Source organism: Acidobacteriota bacterium, from assembly GCA_016712445.1.
Taxonomy (GTDB): Bacteria; Pseudomonadota; Alphaproteobacteria; order Caulobacterales; family Hyphomonadaceae; genus Hyphomonas.
In genome coordinates this window covers 464,486-491,088 of sequence record JADJRB010000002.1, presented here as the reverse complement: position 1 = coordinate 491,088, position 26,603 = coordinate 464,486, and the positions used below count along the sequence as shown (strand labels likewise).

The following is a 26,603-nucleotide window of genomic DNA, read 5'->3' as shown; positions in this document are numbered from 1 at the left end:
TTCGATTTCTCCCTTTTGCCGCCTGCGGCAGATTACTCGGACTGCCGGATTGTTACGGGTCCGGTCCAATTGATTGTCTCGCCGTGCAGCAACATCGAATGCTCGGTTTCTTGCGATGGATCATCGGCCCAGATGATCGTGGTCTGCCGACCGTTAGTCGCAGTGATCGTGTAGATCACCACATCGCCTTCGGCGCTTTGTGCAATGCTGGCGACTGATCTGCCCGAGAAGACTGTGACCTCTTCATCGTTGTCATAGCGGCCATGGCGTTCGTAGACCGAGACGAAGTCTGCATCAGGCGCGTCAACACGCAGTACAAGCGCCTGTTCACGGCGAAGATTGTCGTAGGGATCGTTGGCGCCAAGCTGGGTCAGGAAGGCGGTCACCGGTGCGCTGGCAGCGAAGGTCAACGTGTAGAACTGATCTTCAACGAGCCAGGACATATCGGTGACGGCGTCGATGGGTTGAGACACGGCGCGCTGCCAGAGGTGCTGGTAGCCATTATCTGCGCCGAACGGCAACAATTGCGTAGGGGAGTGGACCAGCTCGAAATTGGTTTCGATCAGCTGTCCCTTGAAGTGAACCGGCAGATCATAACGGTGGAGATTGTCGCTGCGCGCCCGCATGACATCGATGATATAACGACCGCTGCCGGGTCGGGGGACCATTGCGACCAGCCGTTGAAGCGATACCCCGTCATATGCCGTGTCGAGCTCAGCGGCGGTGAACTGGATTTCATCACCAGCGTCAAATGCCAGCAGCCGGGGCGCGAACTCCTGTGCGACAGTCCAGTCGCCTCCAAACTGGCTTTTCTGGTCAACTACCAAAACGTTGTGGGCAATGGATTGCTTGGCCCATGTCTCGTTCTCGGGGAGGTAATGGCCGCCAAACTTGGGCTCGACATTCAGAAACCTGGCCGCGCCGTAGTCAGCCACGATTTCGTGCCCGTCGTCGTAATAGAGAAGGCCGAGACGGTCGAAATGACCATGACCCAAGCCCTGTGAAGTAGGCTTGAAGACCACTGCTGCTGCGTCCTTTGCTTCGCCGGAACGCAGGACGGCCAACGCGCCCTGGTTCCCCGCCGGTCCGTCACGAAGCAGGATCGATTTGAATTTAAACGGTGTCGCCATTCCCGCCGAGAGATCGCGGGCCAGCTTTTTTCCTTCAGGCGTAGGCACCACACCGTCCTGCAGGCCCACGACATCGAGCAGCGACGTATCACCTGTCAGTTTATAGGCCATCGCTATGGCATATTTCAGCTCAATCGTATTGAGGCCTTTCTCCCGAATGGAGTCGTTGATCGGAAAAAAGCGCCCGGCATAGCTTTGCTGAATCGTGGCGTAGACTGCCTTGAGTAGTATTCCGTCCCGATAGTCGAAAATGTTCCTGTCCGGATCGTTTTTCTCCACCGCGTCCGCGAACAGCACAAAGGGCATCAGCGCAAATCGCTGATAATAGGGTCCTTCTGCATAATAACCGTCAGGCGAAAACAGCTCGTCCAATTGGCGCAGAAATCCGGCGTTGCCCGATTGATCGAGGCCAAGAAGTGCCTGCTTGACCCATCTGTCCTCGCCCAACACGAAACCCGTCATGCCGACCGCAGCAACCGCCCAGGTTCCGTGATTGTGGATCTTGTCGAACGTCTCAGGCTGCCCTTCTGAAAGAAACTCCGCCATTGGCCGGAAGACACTGTCTTCTATTATCGCCTGCACACCTGGTTCAAGGTCGGGTTTGATGGCTTCGTAGCCCTGAATTGCATAGACCAGCCAGACGGATTCGTTCAGGCTTTGCCAGAACAGCCGTCCAGGCGTTTGTTCTTTTTGTTTGGGATGCAGTCCCAGATCCGGGTAGAGCGCTGCATAGTCCAACAATATCGACGCCGCAAAATCCCGGTACCGCGCTTCACCGGTCAGGCTGTAAAGCATGCCGGCTTCATAGATCGTCTTGCCGTTCTGCTTGTGTTGCTCATGCGTGTATCCTCCGCCAGCATCGGCCGGCAGCGGCACATCCACGCCATCGGCGATGCGCGCATCGATTTGGTTTCGGATCTTCGCCGTCGAAACTTCAAACAGGGTTTCGTGATCGACACTCAGTGCAACAGTGCCGGTTGGAATAATGACCGCCGGACCCGTACCGCAAGCCGCAAGAAGGCCTAGCATGCCACAGCAGGCGATGGGGAGGAGGGCGTGCTTCATTGGCCCTTCCTCAAGTCAATAGTTTTCAGGAATGCACCTTTCGGCACACCAATGTTGACGTTGTCGTTGACGGTGACGACGGGCGTTCCCGTCGTGATTACGAGTTCTGCGCCGAGGACGGAATCGGTTGAGTTTGCCGACAGCTCCAGATTCTGCACTCCGTGCAATCTGAGTATCGGAGCCTTACCCGCCCCGACCGCCTTGAAAGAGGAGGAGTGAACGCGGACGGTCGGGCCGAACGTGCTCTCATCTGTCCCGCCCCGGTAGATGCTCACGACAGGCTCGGTCACCTGATCAAACACGCTGTCCGAAATGTCCACGACATCCGCGCTGTAGATTCCGAAGTTATCGGTTTCCGCGTCGAGCTTGAGGATCGTGCCGGATACGTTGCGAAAGTGCGAACTTGCGATGCTGATCCGGTCGAAGAAAGTTCCCTTGTCTGCCTTGAGGACGGAAAAACTCCGGTTCACGGCAAAATCCTCGAACCGCATGTCCAGCATTTCGACGATGTGATTGCGGCTGGAGACTCGCGCGGAGGTCGTGATGAAGCTGTTACCAGTCGAATCCGGCGCCTTCAATCCGGATACGGACAACCCTTCCAGTCGAAGTGCGCCATTGCCCGATAGGGCAAAGAGGTTCGCACGCTCGAAGGTTAGGGCAGGGGGCTGTGTCCTGTCGGCGGCGCGGATCGTGAGCGGAGTAGTGATTTCGATCAGAGTCGGTTCGGTGTAATTGCCCGGCGCCAGCACCAGAGTATCGCCGGGCGCAGCCGTGGCTATTGCGACGGCGAGTGTTCCCGTCCCCGGGGCGACTGCGATGTCTCGTCCTCCGGTAAACGGCAATTCAACGTCCGCTTTTGGATACCAGGAAACGCCAGTTATCTCGCGCGAGACGCCATAGGCTTTGGGGTCCATGCGTTTCGCGTCAACTTCTACCGATCCATCGACAGCTATTGAAAATCCGTGCGCGATCTCCGCGGGTACCGGTGCTGTTGATGTGTTATTTGTGAACTCGACACCGTCCATCGCCGACTGGACTCTTAATATAGGCTCGCTCACCTTGCCGGTGACGGTATTGTTGCGGAATACTGAATTGATGGGCGGGGCCGTGCGTTCGGCGTCGGCGCCCTCGCCAAGCTCAATGCGGGTGACGTTTTCAAAGATGTTATCTTCGATGACGGCACCATCGACCTGATGGTAGCGATTGATCGGCGAATCATAGATCCCGTTCATCACGACCAGCGCGGCCGAAAAGCGGGTGCCAGTCAGTTGCCGGAAGTAATTGTTCCGAATGGTCTGGCGCGGATTGATGATCCGTACACCCCCGGTGAACGGTGCGCCGTTCCCGTCAAACAGGTTATTCTCGACCAGTGCATCGCTGCCATGGCGGAGGGTGAGTGTGCCTTGCGACTCAAAGAACGTATTGTTCCGGAAGATATTCCCGCCCGACTTGTTCGAGATGATTTCGACTTCGCCGCTGCATCGGTCAAAATAGTTGTGTTCTACGAGGGTACCGGAGCGACTCAATGAATAGGGGCTTGTGCCGATACGCAGGGTCTCGCCACCGTTCGAACCAAATACCGGACGCGGGCCAAAGTAATTGTAGCGGATCAGATGACCGTTATTGTGGCTCGCTTCGCTATCCAGGCGCACGGCGAGCGTGGGGCCAGCGTTTCGTTTGCCGGAAAGGTGGTTGTGTTCAAACACGTTGTTCTTGCCATAGAGGGCCACCCAGAGATCAACCTGCCTCCGATCCGGGTTGCTGTAGTCTTCAATGACGGTTTGGCTGACGCGGGAGTTGTGCGCCAGATGATCGCTGTCACGGCGGAAACTGACCACTTCGCCCCGCGGTGTATAGCCGTCCCGAAAGACCAGTCCGGATACGTCCAGATACTCGCCGGCCAGCCGCAGGCTCGACTGACCTGAGAGGATCACCTGTCCCGGAGTTTCGGCCGTCAGGCGGATCGGGGCCTGTTTGGTCCCCACCGCTTCGAGCACAAGGTCGAAATTCTGCCAGACACCGTTGGCAAGGATGATCTGGTCACCTGGTTTCAAGTTTTTGGCCGCGGCTTCATACTCATCGACGGTGCGGACGATCTGGCCGTGAGCGTTTGCGCTGTCGCTGGCGTCTGGGTCTCTGGTCGTCGCCAGCAAGGGCGCCGTTCCGCTACATGAGGCCCCAACGGACAGCGTTAGCAAAAGGATCGAGATTGAAAGCCAGTTTCGCACGATTTCCTCCAGCGCCGCCCTTAATGAGCTTGTTGTTGAGGACCGTTAATCGCGTCGTACTAAATGTCAACCAATGATACATACCAATTTGCGTGTGGGCTTGTCCTCTTAGTATGTCCTAGTATGTCCTATCGAGTTCAAAGTTTTAGCATGGGCCCGCAGTTTTCCCATTGGATGACTAAAACGCTGAAGTCATCATACCAATAGGCAATAATTGGTGCTTATAAGTGGAAAGCTAATTTGTTTGTTGGGACCAACCTTCTGTCGGTGCACTGTTGACCCATGGCGATTGCGGCAGAATGTGTTGGGCCGATCCGGTCCATCTCCCAACGACGGGTCAATTGGACGGACCTATTTGTAAGCCATTGAATTCGTGGGCCGGAACGACTAGTGTAGCTAGATGAACTTCGGCTGGGCCCAACTCGGCAGTACAACATCGGAAAGATCCAGATGAGCGAAAAACGCCTCTATCAATCGGTTGCGCGCAACATTCTTGATATGATTGAGTCGGGCGCTTATCCGCCCGGAACGCGTCTGCCAGGGGAGCGGGAACTGGCCGAGCGTTTCGGTGTGAGCCGGGTCGTTATCCGTGAAGCCGAGATCTCGCTCGAAGCTCTGGGGCGTGTCGAGATCAAGGTCGGCTCGGGCGTGTACGTCCGAAATTCCAGCGATGCGATTGGATTGGTCTTGCCTTCGGTAACACCCTTCGAGCTGACGCAAACGCGGCTGCTATTTGAATCCGAGTGTGCAGCATTGGCGGCCTCGATGATTACGGATGCCCAGGTGGAAGAACTTGAAGTCACGATCCAGAGAATGGAAAGTGCACCTCATGACTCGTCCGATGGAGAAGGGGCTGATCGCGATTTTCATCTCATCATCGCCAAGGCCTCCGGAAATGCGGCGAACGTATTTTTTCTACAGACCTTGTGGCGCATGCGCACCGAGATCGACGCAGTGAAAAAAGTCTACGCGGCCGTGTGTCATGAAGATGCGTCCCATCGGGTCAACGAACATGCCGCGATCCTGGATGCGCTCAGGGCTCGTGATCCGCTCGCTGCGCGCGCGGCCATGCGCGGCCATTTCTCTCGTCTGTTAGAAGCTCTGCTCGATGCCTCCGAGCGCCAAGCCATCGACGAAGCCCGCCGCAATTCGTCGGCCAATCGGGAAAAATATTTGAAATCTTCTGTGGCTGGCTGACGGGTGAAGTGCTGTCAGCGGAATTGGCCTAGAGACGACCTGGAAGGGCCATTAGCCTAAATGCAAAGAGCCAAAGCCCTGTCCGCTATTGCAGATCATGCAGCTTGAAGTGCTCATGTGGGTTCGACTTCCGCTCTCGGTTCGGAATGTGGAGTACCTGCTGCAGGAGCGCGTGATAGAGGTTTGTCACGAAAGTATCCGCCTGTGGGTCGATAAATTTGGCGATCACTTCGTGCTTCAGATCCGCAAGTAGCCACCTACGAGTGCGATCGCATCTTAGTTCGATTCTTAATTGATGGCTTAATGCCACAAATCACATCAGTTCGGATTGAGGAGCGGGGCTTTGGGGTTAGCTGCGAGTCGAAATCCTCATTAGAATCATTCGACGGCCGAAGCGTCCGCTTCCGGCGACTTCCTGCCCGAGCAAGTTAACCTGTCTATGACTGCTTTCTGCTCCTCATTTGTCGTTACCGAAAGCTGCACCAGGCATCGTGCGAGAATGTAGATGGGCTATGCTCATGCCTTAGTTCGTCGAGTTATTCGGGGTACGAGATCAATTAGCCGGAACGGAAATTCGTGGCGAGAAGCCGTCAACTTCGAAGCAAGTTGGTTGGCTTAAGAAGTAGGTCTTTTCCTTAAGCCTCGCGGAAAGACAATCCATCTGATTCGGGGTAATTTTCATTCCAGCGCCGTCTGTCGCCAAAAGCCTGCGGCGGCCTGGCGACCGACTGCAGACAGCGGGGCGGGACTGCACTGAAAGCGGCGAAAAACTCGGGGTAGGTGAGGCGATCTAGGCCCGAGATGTCTGAAACTTATCCCGTCTTTTTCGGCTAGCGTTGGACAGCTGCAGACATCGAATCCGATAGGGCAAGATAAAAGGGTTGGCGCCACCCCTAGTGTAGCGCCCTGTCTGCACAACGATTTTTCGGTGCCTGTTGCACGCTGTTGGGGTGCACGGATTTTGCGGGACCTGTTGCATCTGCGCAAACGTCCGTACACCATCAATTGTATCTCGCTGCAGAAGATTGCGCAGAGTTGCACCGCATCGCCGACACTCCAACTAGGCAGGCATCGGCCGCGGCGGCACATTGCAAGCCGCTGCTGGAGCCCGCCTCATGACACCCAAAAAAACCCCTTCCAAAGACCATCCGATGACGGTGTTTCCAACACCCTCCCGCGCCGCCCGATGAAACCCCGCGTCAACCTCCGCCTCGATGCCGCGCTGCTTGCACAGCTCGAGGCCGCCGCACGCGCGCAGAAGACGACCAAGACCGACGTCCTGGAACAGGCCCTGCGCTGCTATCTTGATCCAGACCGCAATCGCTCGCTGGAGGACCGGCTGATGGAGCGCATGGACGGGTTCGAGAAACGCCTGGGGCAGCTCTTCTGGGCGGTAGATCTCGGCGTCGAGACGACCGGGCATTTTGTGCTTTACTGGCTGACCCGCACAGATCCGATTCCGGAAAGCGAGCGCGACATCGCGCATGCGCTTGGTGAGCGCCGGTTTGATCACTTCATCAACCAGATCGCAAAGAAGCTCCACAGGCGCAGGTCGCTCGTCCAGGAGTCGCTGCGCTGGGAACAGTCGGAGCCTGAAGAAGCAAAACCTCAGTAAGCCGCCTCAAGTTGATAAGTTCGAAGCGCACGGAAATTTGACGACAGATTTGCTTCCAGGCCGAATGGCAGGCCCTGCCATTCGGCCATGACCAGCCTCGATGCCTGCGCGGGTCCTCGTCAAGGGCAGAGCCGCTTCGCGGCGCGCGTCCCGCGCGCCCTTGACGAGGGCCCGTGCAGGCGTCACCCGCCAGGAGCTTTGCAAGGCGTTGCCCGCGCCTGCTGCAAATGGCTTGCGGTCCGATAGCCAGTCCGCAGCCTTCTGCGCGATCCTCGGCGCCATGCGACCCGTCAGTGCCCAGCGTATCGAGAACGCCATCCGGATCGTCGCCCGGCTGATCGAGTTGTCGGGCGATGTCTACTGGCCGATCCTCGAACGGCTCGAAGCGGAGCATGCGGCGCTTGCCGACCGTGAGGAACGTCTCGCCCGGTATCTTGCCGGAGAGCGGCCTCAAGCTGCGCGGCGTTTGCTGCCTCCGCCTGCGCGGTCAGTGATTGACGAGCGCGCTGCGCAGAGGCGATGATCGTTGCGCCTCACTCAGAGCGCTATCTCGCGCACGAGCCGCGCCACATGATCGAGCGAGGCGCCCTTGCCATAGCGTTCGCGGTCGAGCCGGTGGCCGAACAGGTCGCGCCGGATCCGGTCATCTATCCCTGCTGCCAGCATCCGGTCCTCGAACGCATGGCGCAGAGAGTAGAACGAATGCGCCGGTGTCTCGAGCAGGCCATTGGACTTGAGATACTTGTTGACCGTCGCGCTCAGCCCCGCGCTGCTCTCCCGGTAGCGCGGGAACCCGTCCGGAAACGCCCTGAACGCTTCCAGCGAGACGCCGGTCAGCGGGATGACCCGCTTTGCATAGGCGCTCTTCAGCTGGCGGCCTTCGGGCTCGATGGCGATATGCGGCACCGCGGCGTCGAGCCGGATGGTCCTCGCGGTCAGGCCTGCGCCTTCCGACGGTCGGTAGCCGGTGTTGACCATGCCGAGCAGGAGCCCGCGCGCCTCATCGTTGAGGCCCGAGAGCGCGCCAGGCGCGAGCAACTTGTTCCGGATCCACTCCGGGCTGAACGGCGGGCGGGTGCGCGTCTCGCCTTCGCGAAACGAGAGCTCGCCAAGGGGCAAGGTGAGGCCGAGCCGCTTCATCGTGTTCACCGTCTTCAGCACGTCGCCGAGATGGATGAGATCCTTGTTGGCCGAGTTGGGCGTCACTTCGCCCGCTTCGATCCGCTCCAGCCAGTGCTGGCGGAAGTCCAGCATGTCGTCCCGCGTTATCGCTTCGACCGGCTTGTTGCCGACAATCTCCACGAAGTTGCGCACGGCTTTGACGCGCGGGTTCTTCCAGCGCCTCAGCTGGTCCTCGCTCTTGCCGAGCGTCTTCTCCCGGGCAAGTCCCCAGTAAAGCTCCAGGGCCTTCTCCAGCGTCAGGGACGGCGCTGGGACCGTGCCGAGCAGCGCAGACGCCTCTACGGTGCCAGGCGCCGCCCGGCGCGCGCCAATCGCTTCCACGCGGGCCACAAGTTCGTCCACCGGCAGCCGGGATACAAGGCCGACATCCAGGTAGCGGAAGCCCCGGATGCGGGCGAGTTCATGCGCAGCCGAGTGGCGGGCCTCGGCGTCCTCGGTGTCGCCCGCCAGCCGCGCCTCCCAGGCCTCAACCAGCTGACCCCAGGCGCGGTCCGCCTTGCTGCGGGCCACGGTCTCGGAATCGGTATGCAGGCTGATCCAGACCACCGCACGCGGCTCCACGCTGCGATACCTCTGCGGCACCCGGCGGCGTAGCTGGAACGTGCCCCCACGCTTTACGATCGACACGTACGCCTCCGTCACACTCAGCGGACTTTGTGCAGCGAAAAGTGTAGCAAAATGTGCAGCAGATCAAGTTCGAGCGTGCGCAATGCGGTGCAAGATTGTGCGATATGATCAATACATTCAGTGAGTGGACGGTAGCGCTCTACTGTCTAGCTGGCGGAGGAGGAGGGATTCGAACCCCCGGAACCCTTTCGAGTTCAACGGTTTTCAAGACCGCCGCATTAAACCACTCTGCCACTCCTCCGTAGCGAGCGCTGTTTGTGGGATGGCGCGGCCGAAGGCAAGTCCCCGCCGGCCTCGCGGCGGTGAATCAATCCCTAACGCGGTGCGCCGGACTTTCCGTTCGGCTGAACCGGGTGGCGATACCTGCATGGTAAACCCGCTTCTGAAACGGCCAGAAGGCCACCGGATACGCCCCGAAAGGCGGATCAGGGTTCTCAGAAAGAGGAGATTTGCGGCTCATGCCGTCTGCATACACTCGGCCCCAGCGCCACCTGACCGCCATTGCGACCGTTTTCGTCCTGGCCAGCGTAGCTTTTCCGGCTGTGGCCGGTTCGAGAGCGCCGATCGTGTATGCGAATGAAACGACCGCTGCGCCCGCGACGGCCAGCCGTTCGACTGCGACGACCGGCACGCTCGACAAAGCGAGCCAGCGCATCGAGTTCCGGTATCCCGGTGCTTCCGCGCCGGCAGGGCGCATGGAATTGGCTTCCGTCAGCACGCCGAAAGTGCTGTCGCCGATGGCAGAGCAGGGCCTCGCCGATGCGCCGCAATTCGTTGCATCGAAAGTGCCGTTCGACGCCGCGGGAACCGCTGCAATGATTGGCACCTCGAGCCTTGGGCCTGTGGTGACCACGGCGATGCCGGAACCGGTTGCGCTGAAGGCCGCTTCGCAGCAACCGAAACTGGCGAACACTGAAGTCGCGGTTGTTTACGGCGACGAGTTCGAAGGTCTGCCGACCGCCAATGGCGAAATCTTTGACCAACTGTCGCTCACGGCCGCGCATCCGTCGCTGCCGCTGCCAAGCCTGGTTGCGGTGACGAACCCGGCAAACGGCAGGGAAGTGGTCGTGCGCGTAAATGACCGGGGGCCGTTCGAAGACGGCGCGTCGCTTCAGGTTTCGCGTCAGGTTGCCCGCGAACTGGGGTTTGAATCGGTCGGCAAGGCCGCGCTCACCATGCGCCTCGTCGGCAACGCTCCGGCGACCGTCGCTGAAATCAGCACGCCGGTTGTGGCTGAACCCAAACTGCTGCGCGCTGCAGCCAGCCTGCCGGCGCAGCAGCCGTCGCAAGAGCTCTACGGCGACGACGAACTCGCAGGTGGCGCCACCTGGTCGCCGGCGCCTGCCAAGGCGCGCGCTGAAGTAAAATGGCCCGAGCCGCCCGCTGACTGGGATGTCGCGCCAGCAAAAGCCACCAAGGTCGCCGCTGCGAAGGTCACCGCTGCACCGTCGGGCACGATGTATGTGCAGCTGGCGTCGTTCTCCGACATCGGCAACGCCGAGGCGCTCTACAGCGGCCTGAAAGGCGACCTGCCTGTGGAAATCGTGCCTGCACGCGTGAATGGCACCGACTACTTCCGCGTCCGGGTGGGCCCGCTGGCCAGCCGCACCGACGCACAAGAGCTCCGTGACCGCCTGAGTGCAGAAGGCAAGGGCGACGGACGGGTTGTAACTGCGGAGTAGAATGCCCGCAGCCAACCCATTGACGCTGACCACAAACCGGCCCTTTTTCCCGGATATCCGGGAAGAGGGGCCGCGTTCGCACGCCGCCATTACGGAATAGGGAGACGCACATCGTGAATTTCTGGCGTGGGATCATTTCGGCGGTGGCAGCGGTTGGCCTTGGGGCGGCGATGAGCGCTTCAGCGCAATTGATCGATACGCCCGCCGAGTATGCCGTGATCATGGACCATGAGACGGGCCAGATCCTGTATTCGAAGCGCGGCGATGAGCTGATGACGCCGGCGTCGATGACCAAGATGATGACGGCGTTCACCGTTTTCGAACTGATTGAGCGCGGCGAGATCTCGCTGACCGACAAGTTCACCGTCAGTGAAGACGCCTGGCGCCGGGGCGGATTTCCGTCCGGCACGTCGACGATGGGCCTGAAACCGAAAGACACCCCAACGGTCGAGGAACTGCTACACGGCGTCATTACCATGTCCGGCAACGATGCCTGCATCGTGCTGGCCGAAGGCATTTCCGGTTCGGAGCCGGCGTTCGCGGCGCGCATGACGCAGATCGCGCACGAGCTTGGCCTGGCATCGGTCAACTTCGTCAACGCGACCGGTCTCGAGGGCGAAGGGCATGTGGTTTCGGCGATCGATCTCGCCAAGCTCGCCAAGATGACGATCGACAAATACCCGCAATACTATCCCTGGTATTCGCTGCCATCGTACACTTGGCGCGAATACACGCAGGTGAACCGCAACCCCCTGCTTGAAGTGGCGGGGGCCGATGGCCTGAAGACCGGCCACCTTGAATCGTCCGGCTACGGCCTGACCGCATCGGCTGTGCGCGACGGCGTGCGCCGCACGATCGTGATCAACGGACTGCCGACTATGGCGGCGCGGGCTCAGGAAGCCGAGCGTCTGATGCGGGTTGCGATCCAGAGCTTCGAACTGAAGACGATTGGCCCTGAAACCGTGTCTTTGCCTGAAGTCAGCGTATGGATGGGCGAGCATACGACCGTGCCGGTTTCGCTGGCCGAGCCGGTGAAGGTGGTTGGCCACAAGGCGGCTTTCACGAAGGCCAAGGCAGAACTCGTCCTCGACAAGACGGTCAAGGCGCCGGTCAAGAAGGGGGACGTCGTCGGCCGTTTCGTCGTGACGCTGGACGGGCAGGAGCCCGTCTCGGCGCCGGTCATTGCCGAAGCAGACGTCAAGAAGCTCGGCTTCGTCGGCCGCGCGATAGCGGGCATTGGTACACTGATGAAGAGCGAGCCGGAAGCGGGGAGTGATGAAGAACTGAAGGGCGGTGATGAATAGTCCTGCCTCAGGCCGGTTCATCACACTTGAAGGCGGCGAGGGCACCGGGAAGTCCACGCTACAGGCAGCACTGCAAGCGCGGTTGGCGGAGCAGGGCATCGACGCCGTGCTCACCCGCGAACCCGGCGGGACGCCCCGCGCCGAGGCTATTCGCGCCCTCGTTCTGAACCCGCCCGGCGAAAAGGCATTCTCGGTGCTGGCTGAAGCGCTGCTGATGAATGCTGCACGTAGCGATCACCTCGACAACCTCATCCGCCCGGCGCTCGCTGCGGGCAAATGGGTGATCTGTGACCGGTTCTCTGACTCCACGCGTGTTTACCAGGGCGTATCCGGCGAGCTCTCAACCGAAACCTTGCTCGCGCTCGAACGCCACGTCGTTGGCGCCACTCGCCCCGACCTGACGCTGGTACTGGACGCCCCCGTGGGAATTGCGCATGCGCGCCGCGCTGCCCGCCAGGGCGCAGCCGACGTGTTCGAGCAGCGCAATCTCGATTTCCACCAGTCCGTTCGGCATGCGTTTGCCGAAATTGCCCGCGCCGAACCTGGCCGTTGCCGGCTGCTCGATGCGAGCCGCGCGGCGGCGGACGTTGCCGACGCGGCCTGGTCTCACGTGCAGCCCCTGCTTGCGTCCGCGCGGGTCCACACGTGAGCGTTGGATGGCCCCTCTTCGGCCATGGCCTTGCCGAACAGCGCTTTCTTGATGCGTACAACCAGACACGCCTGCATCATGCCTGGCTGATAGAAGGCCCCGAAGGCATCGGCAAGTCGCGGTTGGCTCAGCGCTTGGCGGCGTTCCTGATGGGCGCGAGAGGACCCACGGATGCACCGCTTGATGCAGACGAAGCCGATCCGGTCTGGCGCGCCTTTGCCTCCGGCGGGCATCCGGATGTCCGGCTAGTGCACCGTGAGCTCAACGATAAGGGCAAACTCGCGCAGGATATCAGCGTCGACCAGATCCGGGCACTCACGGACTTCTTCACGAAGAAAGCGGCGCTCGGCGGCTGGCGCGTCGGCATCATCGACGCCATCGACGAAACCAACAAGAGCGGCGCCAACGCGTTGCTGAAGACGCTGGAGGAGCCGCCGGAGAAGTGCGTGCTGTTCCTGATCAATCACGGGCTCGAGCCCTTGCTGCCGACCATCCGGTCGAGGTGCCGGGTGCTGCGGCTGTCGCCATTGTCGGATGAGGACTGTCAGCATGCGCTGGATGCAGCCGGCGCGCCAGCACAAGCCACGCGCCTGGCTCAGGGCAGGCCGGGGAAGGGCATACGACTGTCGACGCAAAGCGCCCTCGCCGCTTCTGATGCCGCCCGCACCCTCCTCCGCGCGATACCCAACCTGACCGACAAGCTCGTCATGCCGGCCCTGTCCGCAGCCACGGTCGATGATGCCTCCCTCGAGGCGTTTCGCGGCGAACTCGCCGCCTGGCTCGCGGACCGCGCCGAGACCGATCCGGCAGCGGCGCGGCTGTGGCTCAAGCAGGCCCGCATCAATGGTGAGGCCGAACAATTGAACATGGACGCCGCCCAAGTTGCTGCAAAACTGGTCGCGGGGCTTTATGAACTGGCGCAGCCCGTCTAAACGCGGCGCTGATGTTCGATACACACGTAAACCTGCACGGTGAGGCTTTCGCTGAAGACCTTGAGGACGTGCTTGCCCGCGCGCGGGCTGCCGGTGTGCGCCGTTTCCTCGCCATCTGCGATCGATACGACAATTTCCCGGCCGTGCGCGCCATCGCCGATGCCCATGCGGATATCTGGTGTTCGGTCGGTGTCCACCCGCACCACGCGAAGGACTTCACGTCGCTGACGGCCGACACGCTGATCCGCGAGGCGCAGCACCCAAAGGTCGTGGCCATCGGCGAGACAGGGCTCGACTTCCATTATGGCTACAGCCCCGAGGCCGATCAGGTGCGCAGCTTGCGCGCGCATATCTCGGCGGCGCGCGAGACCGGCCTACCGATCATCCTGCACACGCGCGAAGCCGACGCCATGGTCGCCGACGTGCTGGAGGACGAATATGCCAGAGGCGCGTTCCAGCCGTTGCTGCATTGCTATACCGGCGGCGAGGACCTATGCCAGCGGGCGCTGGCGCTCGGTGCGTTCGTGTCGGTCTCGGGCATCCTGTCGTTCAAGAGCGCCAGGGACGTCCGCGCGGTGATCGCCAACGTTCCGCTCGACCGGCTGATCCTGGAGACCGACTGTCCTTACCTTGCACCGGTGCCGATGCGCGGGCGACGCAACGAGCCGGCCTACCTTCAGCACGTCGCCGAGGCGCTGGGCGCGCTCATGGGCGTAGATACCGAAACGGTGAAGGCCGTCACGACGCAGAACGCCGAGCGGTTGTTCGCGAAAGTCTCAGCCTGATGGCGCGCGCACGGATCGTGCTGCTGGGCACAGGCTCGTCTGGCGGCGTGCCGCGCGTGGGCGGCGACTGGGGCGCGTGCGATCCAGACGAGCCGCGTAACCGGCGCACCCGCTGCAGCGCGCTCGTGGAAGTCAGCGGCGACGCGCCGGAGCCAACCCGCATTCTCATCGATACGTCGCCGGACTTGCGCGAACAGCTGCTCGCGTGCGGCACGACGCATCTTGATGCGGTCGTCTACACGCACGACCATGCCGATCAGGCGCACGGGATCGACGACGTGCGCGCCCTCGCGATCCACCAGCGCCGCCAGATTCCAGTCTATTTCGATGAAGCAACGCGCAGCCGGCTCGAAACCCGGTTCGACTACATCTTCCGCGGCGCAGGCGGCTATCCGCCAATCCTGTCGATCCAGGAGGATCTCGTGCCCCTGAAGCCGGTAAGTATACCGGGTCGCGGCGGACCTGTGGAATTGTTGCCGGTCGACATGGAGCATGGCCGCATCCGCTGCCTCGGCTTCCGGATCGGAGACCTTGCTTACTGCAATGACGTGAACGGCTTGCCGGACGCCTCCATGGACGCGCTCCGGGGCCTTGATGTGCTGATCATCGATGCTCTGCGTTATGCACCGCATCCGTCGCACGCCCACCTCGAACTCACCTTGTCCTGGATCGCCGAGCTGAAGCCGCGACGGGCGGTGCTCACGAATCTGCACGTGGACATGGATTACAAGACGCTGAAGCGCGATTTGCCGGTGGGTGTCGAGCCAGCGTATGATGGGCTTGAGATCAGATTCGCGCCTTGAGCGGCCGGGGGAGCGCCTGCGGGGAAGAGGCCTCGGGGCCATCCGGCGTCGCGCCAGCCACCAGTCTCATTCGGCCGCATTCTAATTTCCCATAATATTGATTATGCGACTAAGAGTTATCTCACTGTGGCTGTTACGAATTTTCCGGCTTCGGGAATTTTTCACGAGACTTTTGCTCGCTCGACAAGCTTGGCTTGGTAGCCTGCGAATGCGCCAGGTCGCTCCTCTTTCACGTCTGCGTAACCTACCCCCCTTCCCTCTGCGGACCGCCCTCGCGCAGGCGCCGGGTTGCTTCGTGCAACGTGTGGCTGGTTAGATGCGTTGTCTCCAATCGGGACATGGCGGCGTGAGGATCACGGCTTGATGACGAAGAGTTTGCGCCTCGCCATGATCGTTGCGGTCGTCGTCGGCGGCTGTTCAGCCGCGCCTGCTGCGGAGACTGCACCTGCGGTCGATCCGCCGGCACGTGAGCGGGTAATCGTGTTGACCGATATCGGCACCGATCCCGATGACGTGCAGTGCCTCATAAGGTTGATGCTCTACAGCAACGAGATCGAGATCGCCGGCCTGGTGGCCACAACCTCCGTGCACCAGAATGACCGCACCGAGCCCGGCCTCATCCAGGAGGTCGTTGAAGCGTATGGAGCGGCCTACCCGTCCTTGACGGCACACGCGCCGGGCTATCCCAAACCGGAAGACCTTGAGACGCTGATTGCGACCGGGCAGCCTGGCTATGGCATGTCGAGCATAGGCGTCGGACGCGATACGATTGGTTCGAACCTCATCATCAGCACACTGGACGATGACGACCCGAGACCGGTCTGGATATCGATCTGGGGCGGGCCCAATACGCTCGCGCAGGCACTGCAGACGATCCGCGCAACGCGTTCGCCGGCGGACGCGGCGCGGCTCGTCGGTAAACTGAGGGTCTATGCCATTTCGGACCAGGACGACTCGGCCGCATGGATCCGCCGGGAGTTTCCGGACCTCTTCTACATCGCGAGTCCGGGCGCCTTCGACAGTTCGACATGGGTCGCGATCACCAAGGCGTATCCCGGCGCGGAAGAGGAAATAAGTCCCGCCTGGCTTGCAGAGAATCTGCAGCAAGGCCACGGCCCTTTGGGAACGCTCTATCCCGACGTTGTCTACGGCATGGAGGGCGACACGCCGGCCTTCCTTGGGCTGGTCCCGAATGGCCTGAACGTGCCCGAGCGTCCGGACTGGGGCGGATGGGGCGGCCGCTACGAACGCTACACGCCGGCTCCCGAACGGCTCGACCGAAAGGGTTACACCAACGGCGTTCCTGTGGAGGACGAGACGCGACCGTTCTGGACGAATGCGAATGACCGATTTGTCAGCACAACCGGGACAGTGTTCAACGACAACAAGGCAACGCTCTGGCGCTGGCGCAAGGACTTCCAGAACGACTTCGCAGCGCGCATGGACTGGACGGTTCGTGACTATGACCACGCCAACCACCCGCCGGTGCCCGAAGTGGGCGGACCTCTGAACTTCACAGTCCGGAGCGGAGAGCGGATCGAACTCGACGCATCGAAGTCAAGCGACCCCGACGCCGATGTATTGAGCTTCGAGTGGTTCAGCTATCCGGAAGCCGGCACCCTGGACGCACCGATTGGCGAAACTGTATCAGCTGCACAAGCGGTGTTCGAGGCGCCGCGCGTGGAGCGCGCGCAGACCGCTCATTTCATCCTGCGCGTGACCGATGACGGCGAGCCAGCGCTCTCGCGCTATGCGCGCGTCATCATCACCATTGAGCCCTGACGGGGCTTTATTCCCACTCGATGGTGCCGGGCGGTTTCGACGTGATGTCGTAGACGACGCGGTTCACACCTTTGACCTCATTGATGATGCGCGTCGCGACGCGACCGAGGAAGGCGTGATCGAAGGGATAGTAGTCGGCGGTCATGCCATCAACGCTGGTGACGGCCCGCAGCGCGAGAACCGCTTCGTAGGTTCGCACATCGCCCATGACGCCCACGGTGTTGACCGGCAAGAGCACGCTGAAGGCCTGCCAGATCTCGTCGTAAAGCCCGGCCTTCCTGATCTCGTCGATATAGATGAGATCGGCCTTGCGCAGCGTATCTGCCTTCTCGCGCGTGATGGCTCCCGGGATGCGGATGGCGAGGCCTGGTCCCGGGAACGGATGACGGCCGACAAAAGCTTCAGGCAAACCGAGTTCGCGGCCGAGCGCGCGCACTTCGTCCTTGAACAGTTCGCGCAGCGGCTCGACCAGCTTCATCTTCATGCGCGCTGGCAGGCCGCCCACGTTGTGGTGGCTCTTGATCGTCATGCTCGGCCCGCCGCTCACCGACACGCTTTCGATCACGTCCGGATAGAGCGTGCCTTGCGCGAGGAAATCCGCGCCGCCGATCTTGCTCGCTTCTTCGTCGAACACGTCGATGAACAGACCGCCGATGATCTTGCGCTTTGCTTCGGGATCGGTGACGCCCGCTAGCTTGCCCAGGAAAAGTTCGGACGCGTCCACATGCACAAGCGGGATGTTGTAATGCTCGCGAAAAAGGCTGACGACCTGCTCGCTCTCGCCGCCGCGCATAAGGCCGTGGTCGACATAGACGCACGTCAGCTGGTCGCCGATCGCTTCGTGGATCAGGACAGCGGCGACCGACGAGTCGACGCCGCCCGACAGGCCGCAGATCACCCGGCCCTTGCCGACCTGCGCACGGATCTTCTCGACCGCTTCTGCGCGGTAGGCCGCCATCGTCCAGTCGCCGGTGAAGCCTGCAACGCCCTGGATGAAGTTGCGCAGGATGCGCGCGCCGTGGACCGTGTGCACGACTTCCGGGTGGAACTGCGTGCCGTAGAAGCGGCGCTCCGGGTCAGCAATGACGGCGTATGGCGCGCCCGGCGACTTCGCGATGACGCCGAAGCCGGGTGCCATCTCGGCGACGTGGTCACCGTGGCTCATCCAGACCTGCTCATGGTTGCCGCCTTCGAACAGGCCTTCGAGGAATGGATCAGCGACCACTGGCTCGATGAAGGCCCGGCCGAATTCGCGGCTGGTGCCGCCTTCGATGCGCCCACCCAGCTGGTGCATCATCACCTGCTGGCCGTAACAGATGCCGAGCACCGGAATGCCAGCCTCGAACACGGCCTTGTCGGCCATTGGGGCGTCGTCCCAGTAGACGCTCGAAGGACCGCCCGACAGGATGATCGCCTGCGCCCCGTAAGCCTTCAGGAAGGCGCTATCGACCTTGTTGAACGGGTGGATTTCGCAATAGACGCCGAACTCGCGGAGGCGGCGTGCGATGAGCTGGGTGACCTGGCTGCCGAAGTCGACAATCAGGGCGCGCTGGTGAGTCTGCTCTGTCATGGCGCCGCTTAACCGACCCGCGAGGATTCGTCCATGGGGTCAGGCGCGGCGCTCAAGCAGCGCGAAAAAGAACCCGTCGGTGCCGGCCCGGCGCGGTGTCAAGCGCACGCTTCCGGTCGGCCCGCGAAACCGGCGCACGATTTCGGCGCCGTGGGGCGTCAGGGCGCCCGAGGCGATGGCGGCCTCGGCAGCGTCGCGCTCGATGAAGTCAGGCGCGCCAGCCAGGAACTCTGCTACCCGGTCCTCGTCTTCCTCGATCAGGAAGCTGCAAGTTGCGTAGAGCAGCCGCCCGCCGGGCTTCACATACGTCGAAGCCGCCTGCAGGATTTCCCGTTGGTCCTGCATGCGTTTCTCAAGCTGGGCGGGTTTGACGCGCCATTTCGAGTCCGGCCGGCGGCGCCAGGTGCCTGTGCCCGTGCACGGCGCGTCGACAAACACCAGGTCCATCTGTCCTACCAGTGGCTCGAGACTGTTGCCTTCGCTCGGGTGCACCAGCTGCACATTGTGCGCGCCGGAGCGCTTCAGCCGCGGAATGAGTGCCGACAGCCGCTTTCCGTCGATGTCGTAAGCGTGGATCTGCCCTTGGCCGCCCATCTGCGCGGCCATAGCCAGCGTCTTGCCGCCGCCGCCGGCACAATAGTCCATGACCTGCTCGCCGGGCTTGGCGTTGGCTGCCGCGGCGGCGATCTGGCTGCCGGCGTCCTGCACTTCCACCCAGCCGCGCGAGAATGCTGGAATGGCTTCAACACTGTCCTCACGCTCCGTGGGATCGCGCGCAGGGATATGGAAAGCGTTGGTCAACAGGCGCGAAGGCTCCGCCTTGACCGATTTCAGCGGAAGTGCAGCTTTCTCGGCATCGGATTTCAGCGTGTTGACGCGCAGGTCGACGTCCGCGCGCACGGCCATCTTCTGAGCTTCGATCACCGTTTCCGGACCGAATACCCGCTGCATGTGCGGCAGCAGCCATTCGGGGAAATCGCCCTGGGCATGGATCGGGGCTGCCGGATCCGGCGCCATGATCAGGCGGCTGCGCTCGTCGTTGGTCAGCGGCGTTGGGCCGTGATCGTCGTAGCAGGCCTGCTCGATGTCGCGCGCGTTCCAGCCCCAGCCGATGCTGAGCGTGCCGAGGATCAGCGAGCGCGCATCGTCGTGGCCCATATGGTGGGCGACCGAATTGCGACGCCGCAGCGCGTCCAGCACGAGGCCGGACACCCAGGCCCGGTCCTTCGAGCCGGCATAGCGCGCACGCTTGCCCCAGTCGCGCATGGCGATCTTGAGAGGCTGGTGGCGCTCCTGCACGTCGCGGAGGACCTCGATGGCTGCGCTGATACGGCCGCCGTTGCGCATGGGAATTCTCCGGCTTGCGATTGGGCGCGTGTTAGCGCCCTATGGCGCGCGAGGAAACCCGGAGGCTGAACATGCTGGATATCCGTCTGCCGGCAGGCATGCGCAGCGCCGAACGGCGCGACTGGAAGCAGCTGGGCGACATCACCGGAGAGGCGTTTGCCGAGGACCCGGTGAACCTCTGGATATTCGGCAATCCCGGCGCGCTGCCGCCGCTGTTTCAGATCCTTGCCCAGGACATCTACCTGCCGAAAGGCATCTGCCACATGGCCGGCAACGAAGGCGCCACGATGTGGTGTCACTCTGAACAGCTCAAGGGGCTGGGAAACTGGGCGCTGTGGAGGCTGATCGTGCTGCAGGCGTTCAAAGGGTCGAAGGGCAGCATGAAACGGGGGCTCGGCGCCGCTGAGGCTATGGACCGCGAGCATCCGAAGCCGCCCCACCTCTATCTCTTCACGATCGGCACGCGAAAGGCGGCGAGGGGGCAGGGCCTCGGGAAACGGCTGATCCAGCCGATGCTGGACGCGGCGGACCGCGCCGCCCTGCCCTGCTACCTCGAAAACTCAAACCCGGCGAATACCGGTTTCTACGTGAGCCATGGCTTCGAACGCATGAAGATGTTCGAAATCGGTGCCGGCTCGCCGCGCATGGAAGCGATGTGGCGCGAACCCCGGCCAGTCAGGTCCGCATCTTCGGAATGACGCCCGCCGCAGCGCCCTGCGCCGCCTGCGCCATCGGGCGGGGGTCATAGTCTGCGGGCAAGAGGTCGAAAATCAGGTGATACCGGTCCTGCGTGCCCATGTGGCGGACTTCATGGAATTTCTGGTTGTTCAGCTCGAATGCCTGCCCGGCTTCGAATACGAAGGGCTGGTCGTCGATGTAGAAGATCACTTCCGGCCAGGTGACCAGTGGCACGTGGATTCGGTGGCTGGCGCGCAGCAAGGGCGAGATGTCCTGGTGGCGGCCGATCACGCCGCCAGGCAGGAGCTTGGCGATCTGGCAGCGCACGACAATCGCGCCGGGTTCGTACTGCGCGCAAATCTCGTCAATGATGGGCAGGGCGGCCGGGCTGAACCATTCGAAGCCGACGCGCTTCGAGACGTCTTCCTGCCGGATCCGGCGGTCATGCGGCATGTAGAGTGCGTTGGTGTAATACAGGAAAATCGAGCGGGTCGGGCGGGGGCCGGTCAGTGCGCTGCGCAGGTCGTCTTCGCTGTCCCACAGCGCATCATCGACCGTGCGGACCTTTTCAACCAGGGCCGAAACGTCGACCCGTTTCAGCATGCGGTGGGTAGGGCCGAAATCCATCTGTTTTCACTCTTGAACCTGCTCGGTTATAGGCTGGCGGGCCTGATCTGCACAAGGGAACCGGATTTTGATCATTTCGCACCGCCACCAGTTCATCTTCTTCGCCGTACCGAAGACGGCGACGCATGCTGTACGCCAGGCGCTGCGCGCGCACCTTGGGGAAACCGATGAGGAGCAGGTGCAGCTGTTCGTGCAGAAGACGATGCCCTACCCCGACATCGCGCGCATCCGTCACGGCCACATCCGCTGGAACGAATGCCAGGCGGCGGTCACGCCGCTAGTCTGGGAAACCTATTTCAAGTTCGCTTTCGTACGTAACCCCTGGGAGCGCTTCGTGTCGTACTGCGCTTTCATGTACCGTCAGGAACAGCGCTTCCAGCATGATCCAGCGGGCACCATGAGAGCGGTGCTGACGGGCGCGGAGCATCGTCAGCGCATCGTATTCCAGCCGCAGAGCGACTTCCTGTGTGACGCCAGCGGCGCGATCAAGATCGACTTCGTTGGGCGCCACGCCACGCTGCAGGCGGACTACGAAACGATCTGCAAGCGCATCGGCATTCCGGCCGCTGAACTCGGCCTGGCCAATGCATCAGACCACGGCCCGTGGCGTGATTATTACGACGATGATCTCAAAGCAGGCGTTGCCGCGCTCTACCGGCGCGACATCGAGATATTCGGCTTCACGTTCGACTGAACCGCGCTAGCCGCGCGGCAGCGAATAGTTCGGTGCTTCGCGCGTCATCATCACATCGTGCACGTGGCTCTCGTGAAGCCCTGCCCCCGTGATCTGCACGAACTGCGCCTTCGCGTGGAGGTCGGCGATGGTCTTCGCGCCGACATAACCCATCGCGGCGCGCAGGCCGCCGACCATCTGGTGGACGATCGGGCTGAGCGAACCCTTGTACGGCACCTGACCCTCGATACCTTCCGGCACGAGCTTGTCGGCGGCGGCGTCCTTCTGGAAATAGCGGTCTGCAGAGCCACGCGCCATCGCGCCCAGCGAGCCCATGCCGCGATAGGCTTTGTATGACCGGCCTTGATAAAGGAACACCTCTCCGGGGCTTTCCTCGGTGCCGGCGAACATGGAGCCCATCATCGCCGTGGATGCACCAGCCGCGAGCGCCTTGGCGAAATCGCCGGAGAACTTGATGCCGCCATCGGCGATCACCGGAATGCCGGACGCGGCGGCTGCATTCGCGCAGTCTTCAATCGCCGTGAGTTGCGGCACGCCGACACCGGCGACGATGCGGGTGGTGCAGATGGAACCCGGGCCGATGCCTACCTTCACCGCGTCTGCACCGGCATCGATCAACGCCTTGGTGGCTTCGGCGGTCGCGACGTTTCCGGCAATGATCTGCACCGCGTTCGATATCTTCTTGGCCCTCAGCACCGCATCGGCAACAGCCTTCGAGTGGCCGTGCGCCGTATCGATGATGACGGCGTCTGCGCCCGCTTCGATCAGCGCCTCGGTTCTCCGGAAGCCCTCGTCGCCGACCGTCGAGGCGGCCGCGACGCGCAGACGTCCCGCCGGATCCTTGGCGGCGAACGGGTTGAGCGAAGCCTTGTCCATGTCCTTCACGGTGAGCAGGCCGATGCAGCGGCCCTCATTGTCGACGATCACGAGGCGCTCGATACGGTGCTTGTGCAGCAGCCTGCGGGCTTCCTCGATCGGCGTGTCCATCTTCACGGTCACGACATCGCGCGTCATCAGGTCGGCGACCTTTTCGCCCGGGTTCTCCGCGAAGCGCGTATCGCGGTTGGTGACGATGCCGGCGATCTTGCCGCTCTTTTCCACCACCGGGATACCCGAAAAGCCGGTCCGCTTCTTGAGTTCGCGCAGGTCGCCGAGCGTCGCCGTCGGTGCGATCGTCACGGGGTTCATCACCACGCCGCTCTCGTATTTCTTGACCATCGCCACTTCGCCGGCCTGCTGTTCGACCGTCAGGTTGCGGTGGATGACGCCAATGCCGCCGGCCTGGGCCATGGCGATCGCAAGGCGTGCTTCGGTGACCGTATCCATCGCTGCCGAGAGCAGGGGGATGTTCAGTGGGATGGCCTTGGTCAGAAAGGTCGAAACGTCGACTTCTGCAGGCATGACCTCGCTCGCGCCGGGCTGGAGAAGCACGTCGTCGAAGGTGATCGCTTGTCGGATTTTCATGTGGGGAGCTCCCTTTTTGGCCTAGTAAGGGAGTCGCGGGGTGTTGTGAAGCCCCTTCCCCACAGCGCTGCTGCAGGGAAAAGGGGGCAGGCTGGGAGCTGTGCCCGAGGCTAGTCGACGCAGAGCGCGGGCTGCGCCTTGCCGTCTTCGACGACCGAATAGCAGCCGAACGGCACATCGAGCACCTGGCATGTTCCGGCGGATTCTTCGCCGGGCTGAGCCTCGCCATCGCTGCGGCACGTTCCGAGGCAATCGGAGCTGTTGCGGCATGCCTCGCCGCCGTCCGGATAGGTCTGCACGCAGTTTTCCCAGCCCAGCAGCCCCTGCCGGCTTATCTCTCCGCCAGCGGCCTCGCAGGCTGACCGCTCAGCAGGAGTGGCAACTTCGCCCTCGACATCAATATGCGCGTAGGCAGCGGCCGCTTCAGGCGAGTCAGTTGTGGCCGCCGGCTGGCCGCCAAAACAGGCACATCCCGCGAGCAGGCTAGCAGCAAGGAAAGCGGCGACGAACTTCATGGCGGAGCCCTTCAAGAGGTTGCACAAGTCGGCGGTTCTGCAGTCCACAAACTCTCTACACACTCTGGACTAGTCCACACACAAGGTGTGGGCAATTTTCCCGTCTTCGACGACTGTGCGGCAACCGAACCGCGCGTCGTCGACCTGGCAGGTTCCGGCAACCGGCGTGCCCGGTTCAACCTCTTCGCCGTCATATCGGCATTCGCCGGCGCAGTCCGCGTCACCCGAACAGGCTTGTCCAGCATCCAAGAAGGCTTGAACACAGTTTTCCCACTGCAGTTTGCCACTGGGAACGATCTCGCCGCCGGCTGCTTCGCAGGCGGCCCGCTCGGCGGGCGTTGCCTTGCTGCCTTCGAACGTGATGCGGGCGTAGGACGCGGGCGTCCCGGATGCAGCGGCGCCCTCCCCTTTCGCCGGGTGGAACAGCGAACATGCGGGCAGGGCGATGAAGGCAAGGCAGAGCAGGGCGTATTTCATCCAGGAAACCTCGGAAAGGCCGGCACACCGGCGGGAATATGATGGAAGCTCGGGGCGTCCGCGGTCTGCATGATGACCTGCGGCTGGCCGAACACGCTGGTATCGTCGAGCGAGCCGACCTTCAGGATGACGGCCTGCGCCAGGGCGGGCGCGCGCGTCAGGATCGGCGTGCCGCACGTACCGCAGAATTCGCGGGTCACGGCGTGTTCGATGTCCGTACGCTTGAAGGCTTTCGGAGTGCCTTTGGTGTAGCGGAAACCGGCGGCCGGCATCGCCATGAAATCGTTCGCCTGCCCGCCCGTGATGTACTGGCATTCGCGGCAGTGGCATTCCGCCTTCATGATCGGATCGCCTTCGGATTCATACCGGAGCTCGCCGCAATAGCATCCACCTTCGAGTTTCATTTTTTCCCTCCCTTGAAGCCTTTCGCGACCACGTAGATCTCCGGACTGCCCGAACGGCTCGCCGGCGGCTTGATGTGTTTTACCGTCTTGAAGTTCTGCTTCAACGTGTCGAGCAACTCGCGTGTGGTGCCGCCCTGGAACACCTTTGAACAAAAACTGCCACCCGGCGCGAGATGGGCAATGGCGAAATCGACAGCGAGTTCGACCAGGGCAACCGTGCGCAGGTGATCCGTCTGCTTGTGGCCGGTGGTATTCGCGGCCATGTCCGACAGGATCAGATCGGGCGGACCCGAGAGCGAATCCAGCACCTTCTGCACGTCGGCGGGTTCGTTGACGTCGCCTTCGTAGAGGGTTGCGCCGTCAATATGTTCGACCGGCAGGAGGTCGATCCCCACGACTTCGGCGGCGCCTTTCAGCAGCGCGACCTGTATCCAGCCGCCAGGCGCGCAGCCGAGGTCGATTACCCGCTGTCCGCGCTTCAGCAGACCGACCTCTTCGTCGATCTCCAGCAATTTGTAAGCCGCGCGCGAACGATAGCCAGCGTCGATTGCCTTGCGGACATAGGGGTCCTGCAACTGCCGCTCGATCCAGCGCTTCGAGCTTTCGGTCTTGGCATTGCGGGCGACCACCTTGCGTTCGGTGGTTCGGCGTCCTGAATCCGTGCGCTCAGCGCCGGGGCCTTTCCAGCGCCGCTTTTCCTCATCCGACATTGACACCTCCCTCGGGGGCCGGTCGGGGGCCGGACCGTTTCGAACGGCGGCGCCTTTGCGGACGTTTTCCATGCATCATCGACAATAGGATGCCTTCACGCAGACCGCGATCTGCAACGCGCAGCTTATGTGCATCGAAAACCTCCCACACCGCCTCCATGATCGCACAACCTGCGAGCATAAGGGGCGCGCGCTCCGGGCCGATCGTGGGAAGTCGCGCGCGGCCGTCGACGCCGAGCTCGCGAAGCAGGTCCATCGTCGCGCGGCCGTCATGCCGGCTGAGCCAGCTGCCGTCGACCTTGTCACGCCGGTAGTGATCGAGCTTGAGGTGGACGCCGGCGAGACACGTGACCGTGCCGGATGTTCCGATGAGGTAGCCGTCATCCTCGGAGAGACGCGCGGCGACCCGGTCGAGGGCGTTCCAGCCTTTGACTTCCTTTCGCGCCCGCTCGAGCATGAGCGGCCAGGCGGCGACTTCGTCCGACAGGTCGAAGGCTTCGGACAGGGTGACGACGCCCATCTTGAGACTGGTCCAGTCGAGGATCGGCGCTTCGCGGAGAATGCCGGCCAGGCCGCCAGACCGGCTGGCGCTCGCATCGACGTGGGAGAGTTCGGTTGAGCCACCACCGACATCGACGACCAGGACGGATTTCACATCTGGCTGGATCAGGTCGTAGCAGCCGATCGTCGCGAGGCGGGCTTCTTCCTTGGCGCCGATCACCTTGAAGGTCAGCCCGGTCTCGGCCTGCACACGGCGGATAAAGTCAGCTCCGTTCGCCGCCTTGCGACAGGCTTCGGTTGCAATGCAGCGCACCCGGCCCACGCCGTGGTGCTTCAGCTTGTTCCGAATGGCATGCAAGGCGCTCATTGCGCGCTCGACCGCAGCGTCCGACAGACGGCCGGTTTCGTGCAGACCTTCGCCGAGGCGGGCGATCTGGGAGTAGGAATCGACCACGCGGAACGACTGGCCACGGGGTTCCGCGACCAGCAAACGGCAGTTGTTCGTGCCGAGATCGACCGCCGCGTAGAGCGGCCGTCCTTTTTGCGAGCCGGGCGGGCCGCGCCTGCGCCCGCCAGCTCCGTCTTTTTTGTCAGCCATAGTGTGGCCCGAAACCCAAACTTGAGGCATGCTCTAC

The 26,603-nt window shown here is 62.3% G+C and carries 25 protein-coding genes and 1 tRNA gene; 13 read left to right on the top strand and 13 right to left on the bottom strand.

The annotated features are described in order from the left end of the window. Nucleotides 1-32: 32 nt before the first annotated feature. Together IPK75_15330 and IPK75_15325 are read right to left on the bottom strand one after the other, a co-directional pair. Nucleotides 33-2,195, bottom strand: coding sequence for an alginate lyase family protein (locus tag IPK75_15330; protein ID MBK8199721.1), 2,163 nt, complete (start codon nt 2,193-2,195; stop codon nt 33-35). Then, nucleotides 2,192-4,348: a right-handed parallel beta-helix repeat-containing protein gene (locus tag IPK75_15325; protein ID MBK8199720.1), complete on the bottom strand. Its 2,157-nt coding sequence runs from the start codon at nt 4,346-4,348 to the stop codon at nt 2,192-2,194. The genes IPK75_15330 and IPK75_15325 overlap by 4 nt, the downstream gene beginning before the upstream one ends. 525 nt (nt 4,349-4,873) lie before the next feature. Here IPK75_15325 and IPK75_15320 point away from each other — a divergent pair. The 4 genes from IPK75_15320 (at nt 4,874) to IPK75_15305 (ending at nt 7,758) form a co-directional block, all read left to right on the top strand. Next, nucleotides 4,874-5,620, top strand: a complete 747-nt coding sequence (locus IPK75_15320) for a FadR family transcriptional regulator (protein ID MBK8199719.1) — start codon at nt 4,874-4,876, stop codon at nt 5,618-5,620. A gap of 97 nt (nt 5,621-5,717) precedes the next feature. Beyond that, nucleotides 5,718-5,873 carry a hypothetical protein gene (locus tag IPK75_15315; GenBank protein ID MBK8199718.1) on the top strand — a complete coding sequence of 52 codons (156 nt, stop codon included), beginning with the start codon at nt 5,718-5,720 and terminating at the stop codon, nt 5,871-5,873. Between the two features lie 933 nt (nt 5,874-6,806). After that, complete coding sequence (locus IPK75_15310) at nt 6,807-7,235, top strand: ribbon-helix-helix protein, CopG family (protein MBK8199717.1); 429 nt, start codon at nt 6,807-6,809, stop codon at nt 7,233-7,235. A gap of 232 nt (nt 7,236-7,467) precedes the next feature. Then, nucleotides 7,468-7,758: a hypothetical protein gene (locus IPK75_15305; protein ID MBK8199716.1), complete on the top strand. Its 291-nt coding sequence runs from the start codon at nt 7,468-7,470 to the stop codon at nt 7,756-7,758. Nucleotides 7,759-7,772: 14 nt separating this feature from the next. Here the strand turns inward: IPK75_15305 and IPK75_15300 are convergent, their stop codons facing one another. Together IPK75_15300 and IPK75_15295 are read right to left on the bottom strand one after the other, a co-directional pair. Further along, nucleotides 7,773-9,044 (bottom strand): tyrosine-type recombinase/integrase, encoded by a 1,272-nt coding sequence (locus IPK75_15300; protein MBK8199715.1) that lies wholly within the window; start codon nt 9,042-9,044, stop codon nt 7,773-7,775. Nucleotides 9,045-9,195: 151 nt separating this feature from the next. Then, nucleotides 9,196-9,285: transfer RNA gene (locus IPK75_15295), tRNA-Ser, on the bottom strand. Between the two features lie 217 nt (nt 9,286-9,502). Between IPK75_15295 and IPK75_15290 the strand changes: the two genes are divergently transcribed. The 7 genes from IPK75_15290 (at nt 9,503) to IPK75_15260 (ending at nt 16,981) form a co-directional block, all read left to right on the top strand. Beyond that, entirely contained in the window at nt 9,503-10,726 is a 1,224-nt protein-coding gene (locus tag IPK75_15290) for a septal ring lytic transglycosylase RlpA family protein (protein MBK8199714.1), read from the top strand. A gap of 170 nt (nt 10,727-10,896) precedes the next feature. Continuing rightward, nucleotides 10,897-12,030, top strand: coding sequence for a D-alanyl-D-alanine carboxypeptidase (locus IPK75_15285; protein ID MBK8199713.1), 1,134 nt, complete (start codon nt 10,897-10,899; stop codon nt 12,028-12,030). Continuing rightward, nucleotides 12,023-12,679, top strand: coding sequence for a dTMP kinase (locus IPK75_15280; protein ID MBK8199712.1), 657 nt, complete (start codon nt 12,023-12,025; stop codon nt 12,677-12,679). The genes IPK75_15285 and IPK75_15280 overlap by 8 nt, the downstream gene beginning before the upstream one ends. Then, nucleotides 12,676-13,611, top strand: a complete 936-nt coding sequence (locus tag IPK75_15275; protein MBK8199711.1) for a DNA polymerase III subunit delta' — start codon at nt 12,676-12,678, stop codon at nt 13,609-13,611. Before IPK75_15280 ends, IPK75_15275 begins: the two co-directional genes overlap by 4 nt. Before the next feature lie 11 nt (nt 13,612-13,622). Then, nucleotides 13,623-14,396: a TatD family hydrolase gene (locus IPK75_15270; protein MBK8199710.1), complete on the top strand. Its 774-nt coding sequence runs from the start codon at nt 13,623-13,625 to the stop codon at nt 14,394-14,396. Further along, nucleotides 14,396-15,199 (top strand): MBL fold metallo-hydrolase, encoded by an 804-nt coding sequence (locus IPK75_15265; GenBank protein ID MBK8199709.1) that lies wholly within the window; start codon nt 14,396-14,398, stop codon nt 15,197-15,199. The genes IPK75_15270 and IPK75_15265 overlap by 1 nt, the downstream gene beginning before the upstream one ends. A gap of 363 nt (nt 15,200-15,562) precedes the next feature. After that, nucleotides 15,563-16,981, top strand: coding sequence for a DUF1593 domain-containing protein (locus IPK75_15260; GenBank protein ID MBK8199708.1), 1,419 nt, complete (start codon nt 15,563-15,565; stop codon nt 16,979-16,981). 7 nt (nt 16,982-16,988) lie between these two features. On the opposite strand, the gene guaA is transcribed toward IPK75_15260, so the two are convergent. Then, nucleotides 16,989-18,551: a glutamine-hydrolyzing GMP synthase gene (gene guaA, locus IPK75_15255; protein ID MBK8199707.1), complete on the bottom strand. Its 1,563-nt coding sequence runs from the start codon at nt 18,549-18,551 to the stop codon at nt 16,989-16,991. Between the two features lie 39 nt (nt 18,552-18,590). Next, nucleotides 18,591-19,898 (bottom strand): RsmB/NOP family class I SAM-dependent RNA methyltransferase, encoded by a 1,308-nt coding sequence (locus IPK75_15250; GenBank protein ID MBK8199706.1) that lies wholly within the window; start codon nt 19,896-19,898, stop codon nt 18,591-18,593. Between the two features lie 71 nt (nt 19,899-19,969). Between IPK75_15250 and IPK75_15245 the strand changes: the two genes are divergently transcribed. Next, nucleotides 19,970-20,596 (top strand): GNAT family N-acetyltransferase, encoded by a 627-nt coding sequence (locus tag IPK75_15245; GenBank protein MBK8199705.1) that lies wholly within the window; start codon nt 19,970-19,972, stop codon nt 20,594-20,596. Here the strand turns inward: IPK75_15245 and IPK75_15240 are convergent. Further along, complete coding sequence (locus IPK75_15240; protein ID MBK8199704.1) at nt 20,574-21,203, bottom strand: aspartyl/asparaginyl beta-hydroxylase domain-containing protein; 630 nt, start codon at nt 21,201-21,203, stop codon at nt 20,574-20,576. The two genes, IPK75_15245 and IPK75_15240, sit on opposite strands and share 23 nt — an antisense overlap. A 67-nt stretch (nt 21,204-21,270) precedes the next feature. On the opposite strand from IPK75_15240, the gene IPK75_15235 reads away from it, so the two are divergent. Continuing rightward, on the top strand, nt 21,271-21,897 hold the full coding sequence (locus IPK75_15235; protein MBK8199703.1) for a sulfotransferase family 2 domain-containing protein: 627 nt from the start codon (nt 21,271-21,273) through the stop codon (nt 21,895-21,897). 6 nt (nt 21,898-21,903) lie between these two features. On the opposite strand, the gene guaB is transcribed toward IPK75_15235, so the two are convergent. The 6 genes from guaB to IPK75_15205 all read right to left on the bottom strand — a co-directional run bounded on the left by guaB (nt 21,904) and on the right by IPK75_15205 (nt 26,566). Continuing rightward, complete coding sequence (guaB, locus tag IPK75_15230; GenBank protein MBK8199702.1) at nt 21,904-23,361, bottom strand: IMP dehydrogenase; 1,458 nt, start codon at nt 23,359-23,361, stop codon at nt 21,904-21,906. A gap of 110 nt (nt 23,362-23,471) precedes the next feature. Continuing rightward, nucleotides 23,472-23,876, bottom strand: a complete 405-nt coding sequence (locus IPK75_15225) for a hypothetical protein (protein ID MBK8199701.1) — start codon at nt 23,874-23,876, stop codon at nt 23,472-23,474. Nucleotides 23,877-23,945: 69 nt separating this feature from the next. Continuing rightward, nucleotides 23,946-24,353, bottom strand: a complete 408-nt coding sequence (locus IPK75_15220) for a hypothetical protein (protein MBK8199700.1) — start codon at nt 24,351-24,353, stop codon at nt 23,946-23,948. Then, a complete protein-coding gene (locus tag IPK75_15215; GenBank protein MBK8199699.1) occupies nt 24,350-24,757 on the bottom strand; it encodes a GFA family protein in 408 nt (135 codons plus the stop codon). Before IPK75_15215 ends, IPK75_15220 begins: the two co-directional genes overlap by 4 nt. Beyond that, nucleotides 24,754-25,467 (bottom strand): RlmE family RNA methyltransferase, encoded by a 714-nt coding sequence (locus IPK75_15210; GenBank protein MBK8199698.1) that lies wholly within the window; start codon nt 25,465-25,467, stop codon nt 24,754-24,756. The genes IPK75_15215 and IPK75_15210 overlap by 4 nt, the downstream gene beginning before the upstream one ends. Continuing rightward, the gene (locus IPK75_15205; protein MBK8199697.1) at nt 25,457-26,566 is read right to left on the bottom strand and encodes a Ppx/GppA family phosphatase; all 1,110 of its coding nucleotides are present in this window, start codon (nt 26,564-26,566) and stop codon (nt 25,457-25,459) included. Before IPK75_15205 ends, IPK75_15210 begins: the two co-directional genes overlap by 11 nt. Nucleotides 26,567-26,603 lie beyond the last annotated feature (37 nt).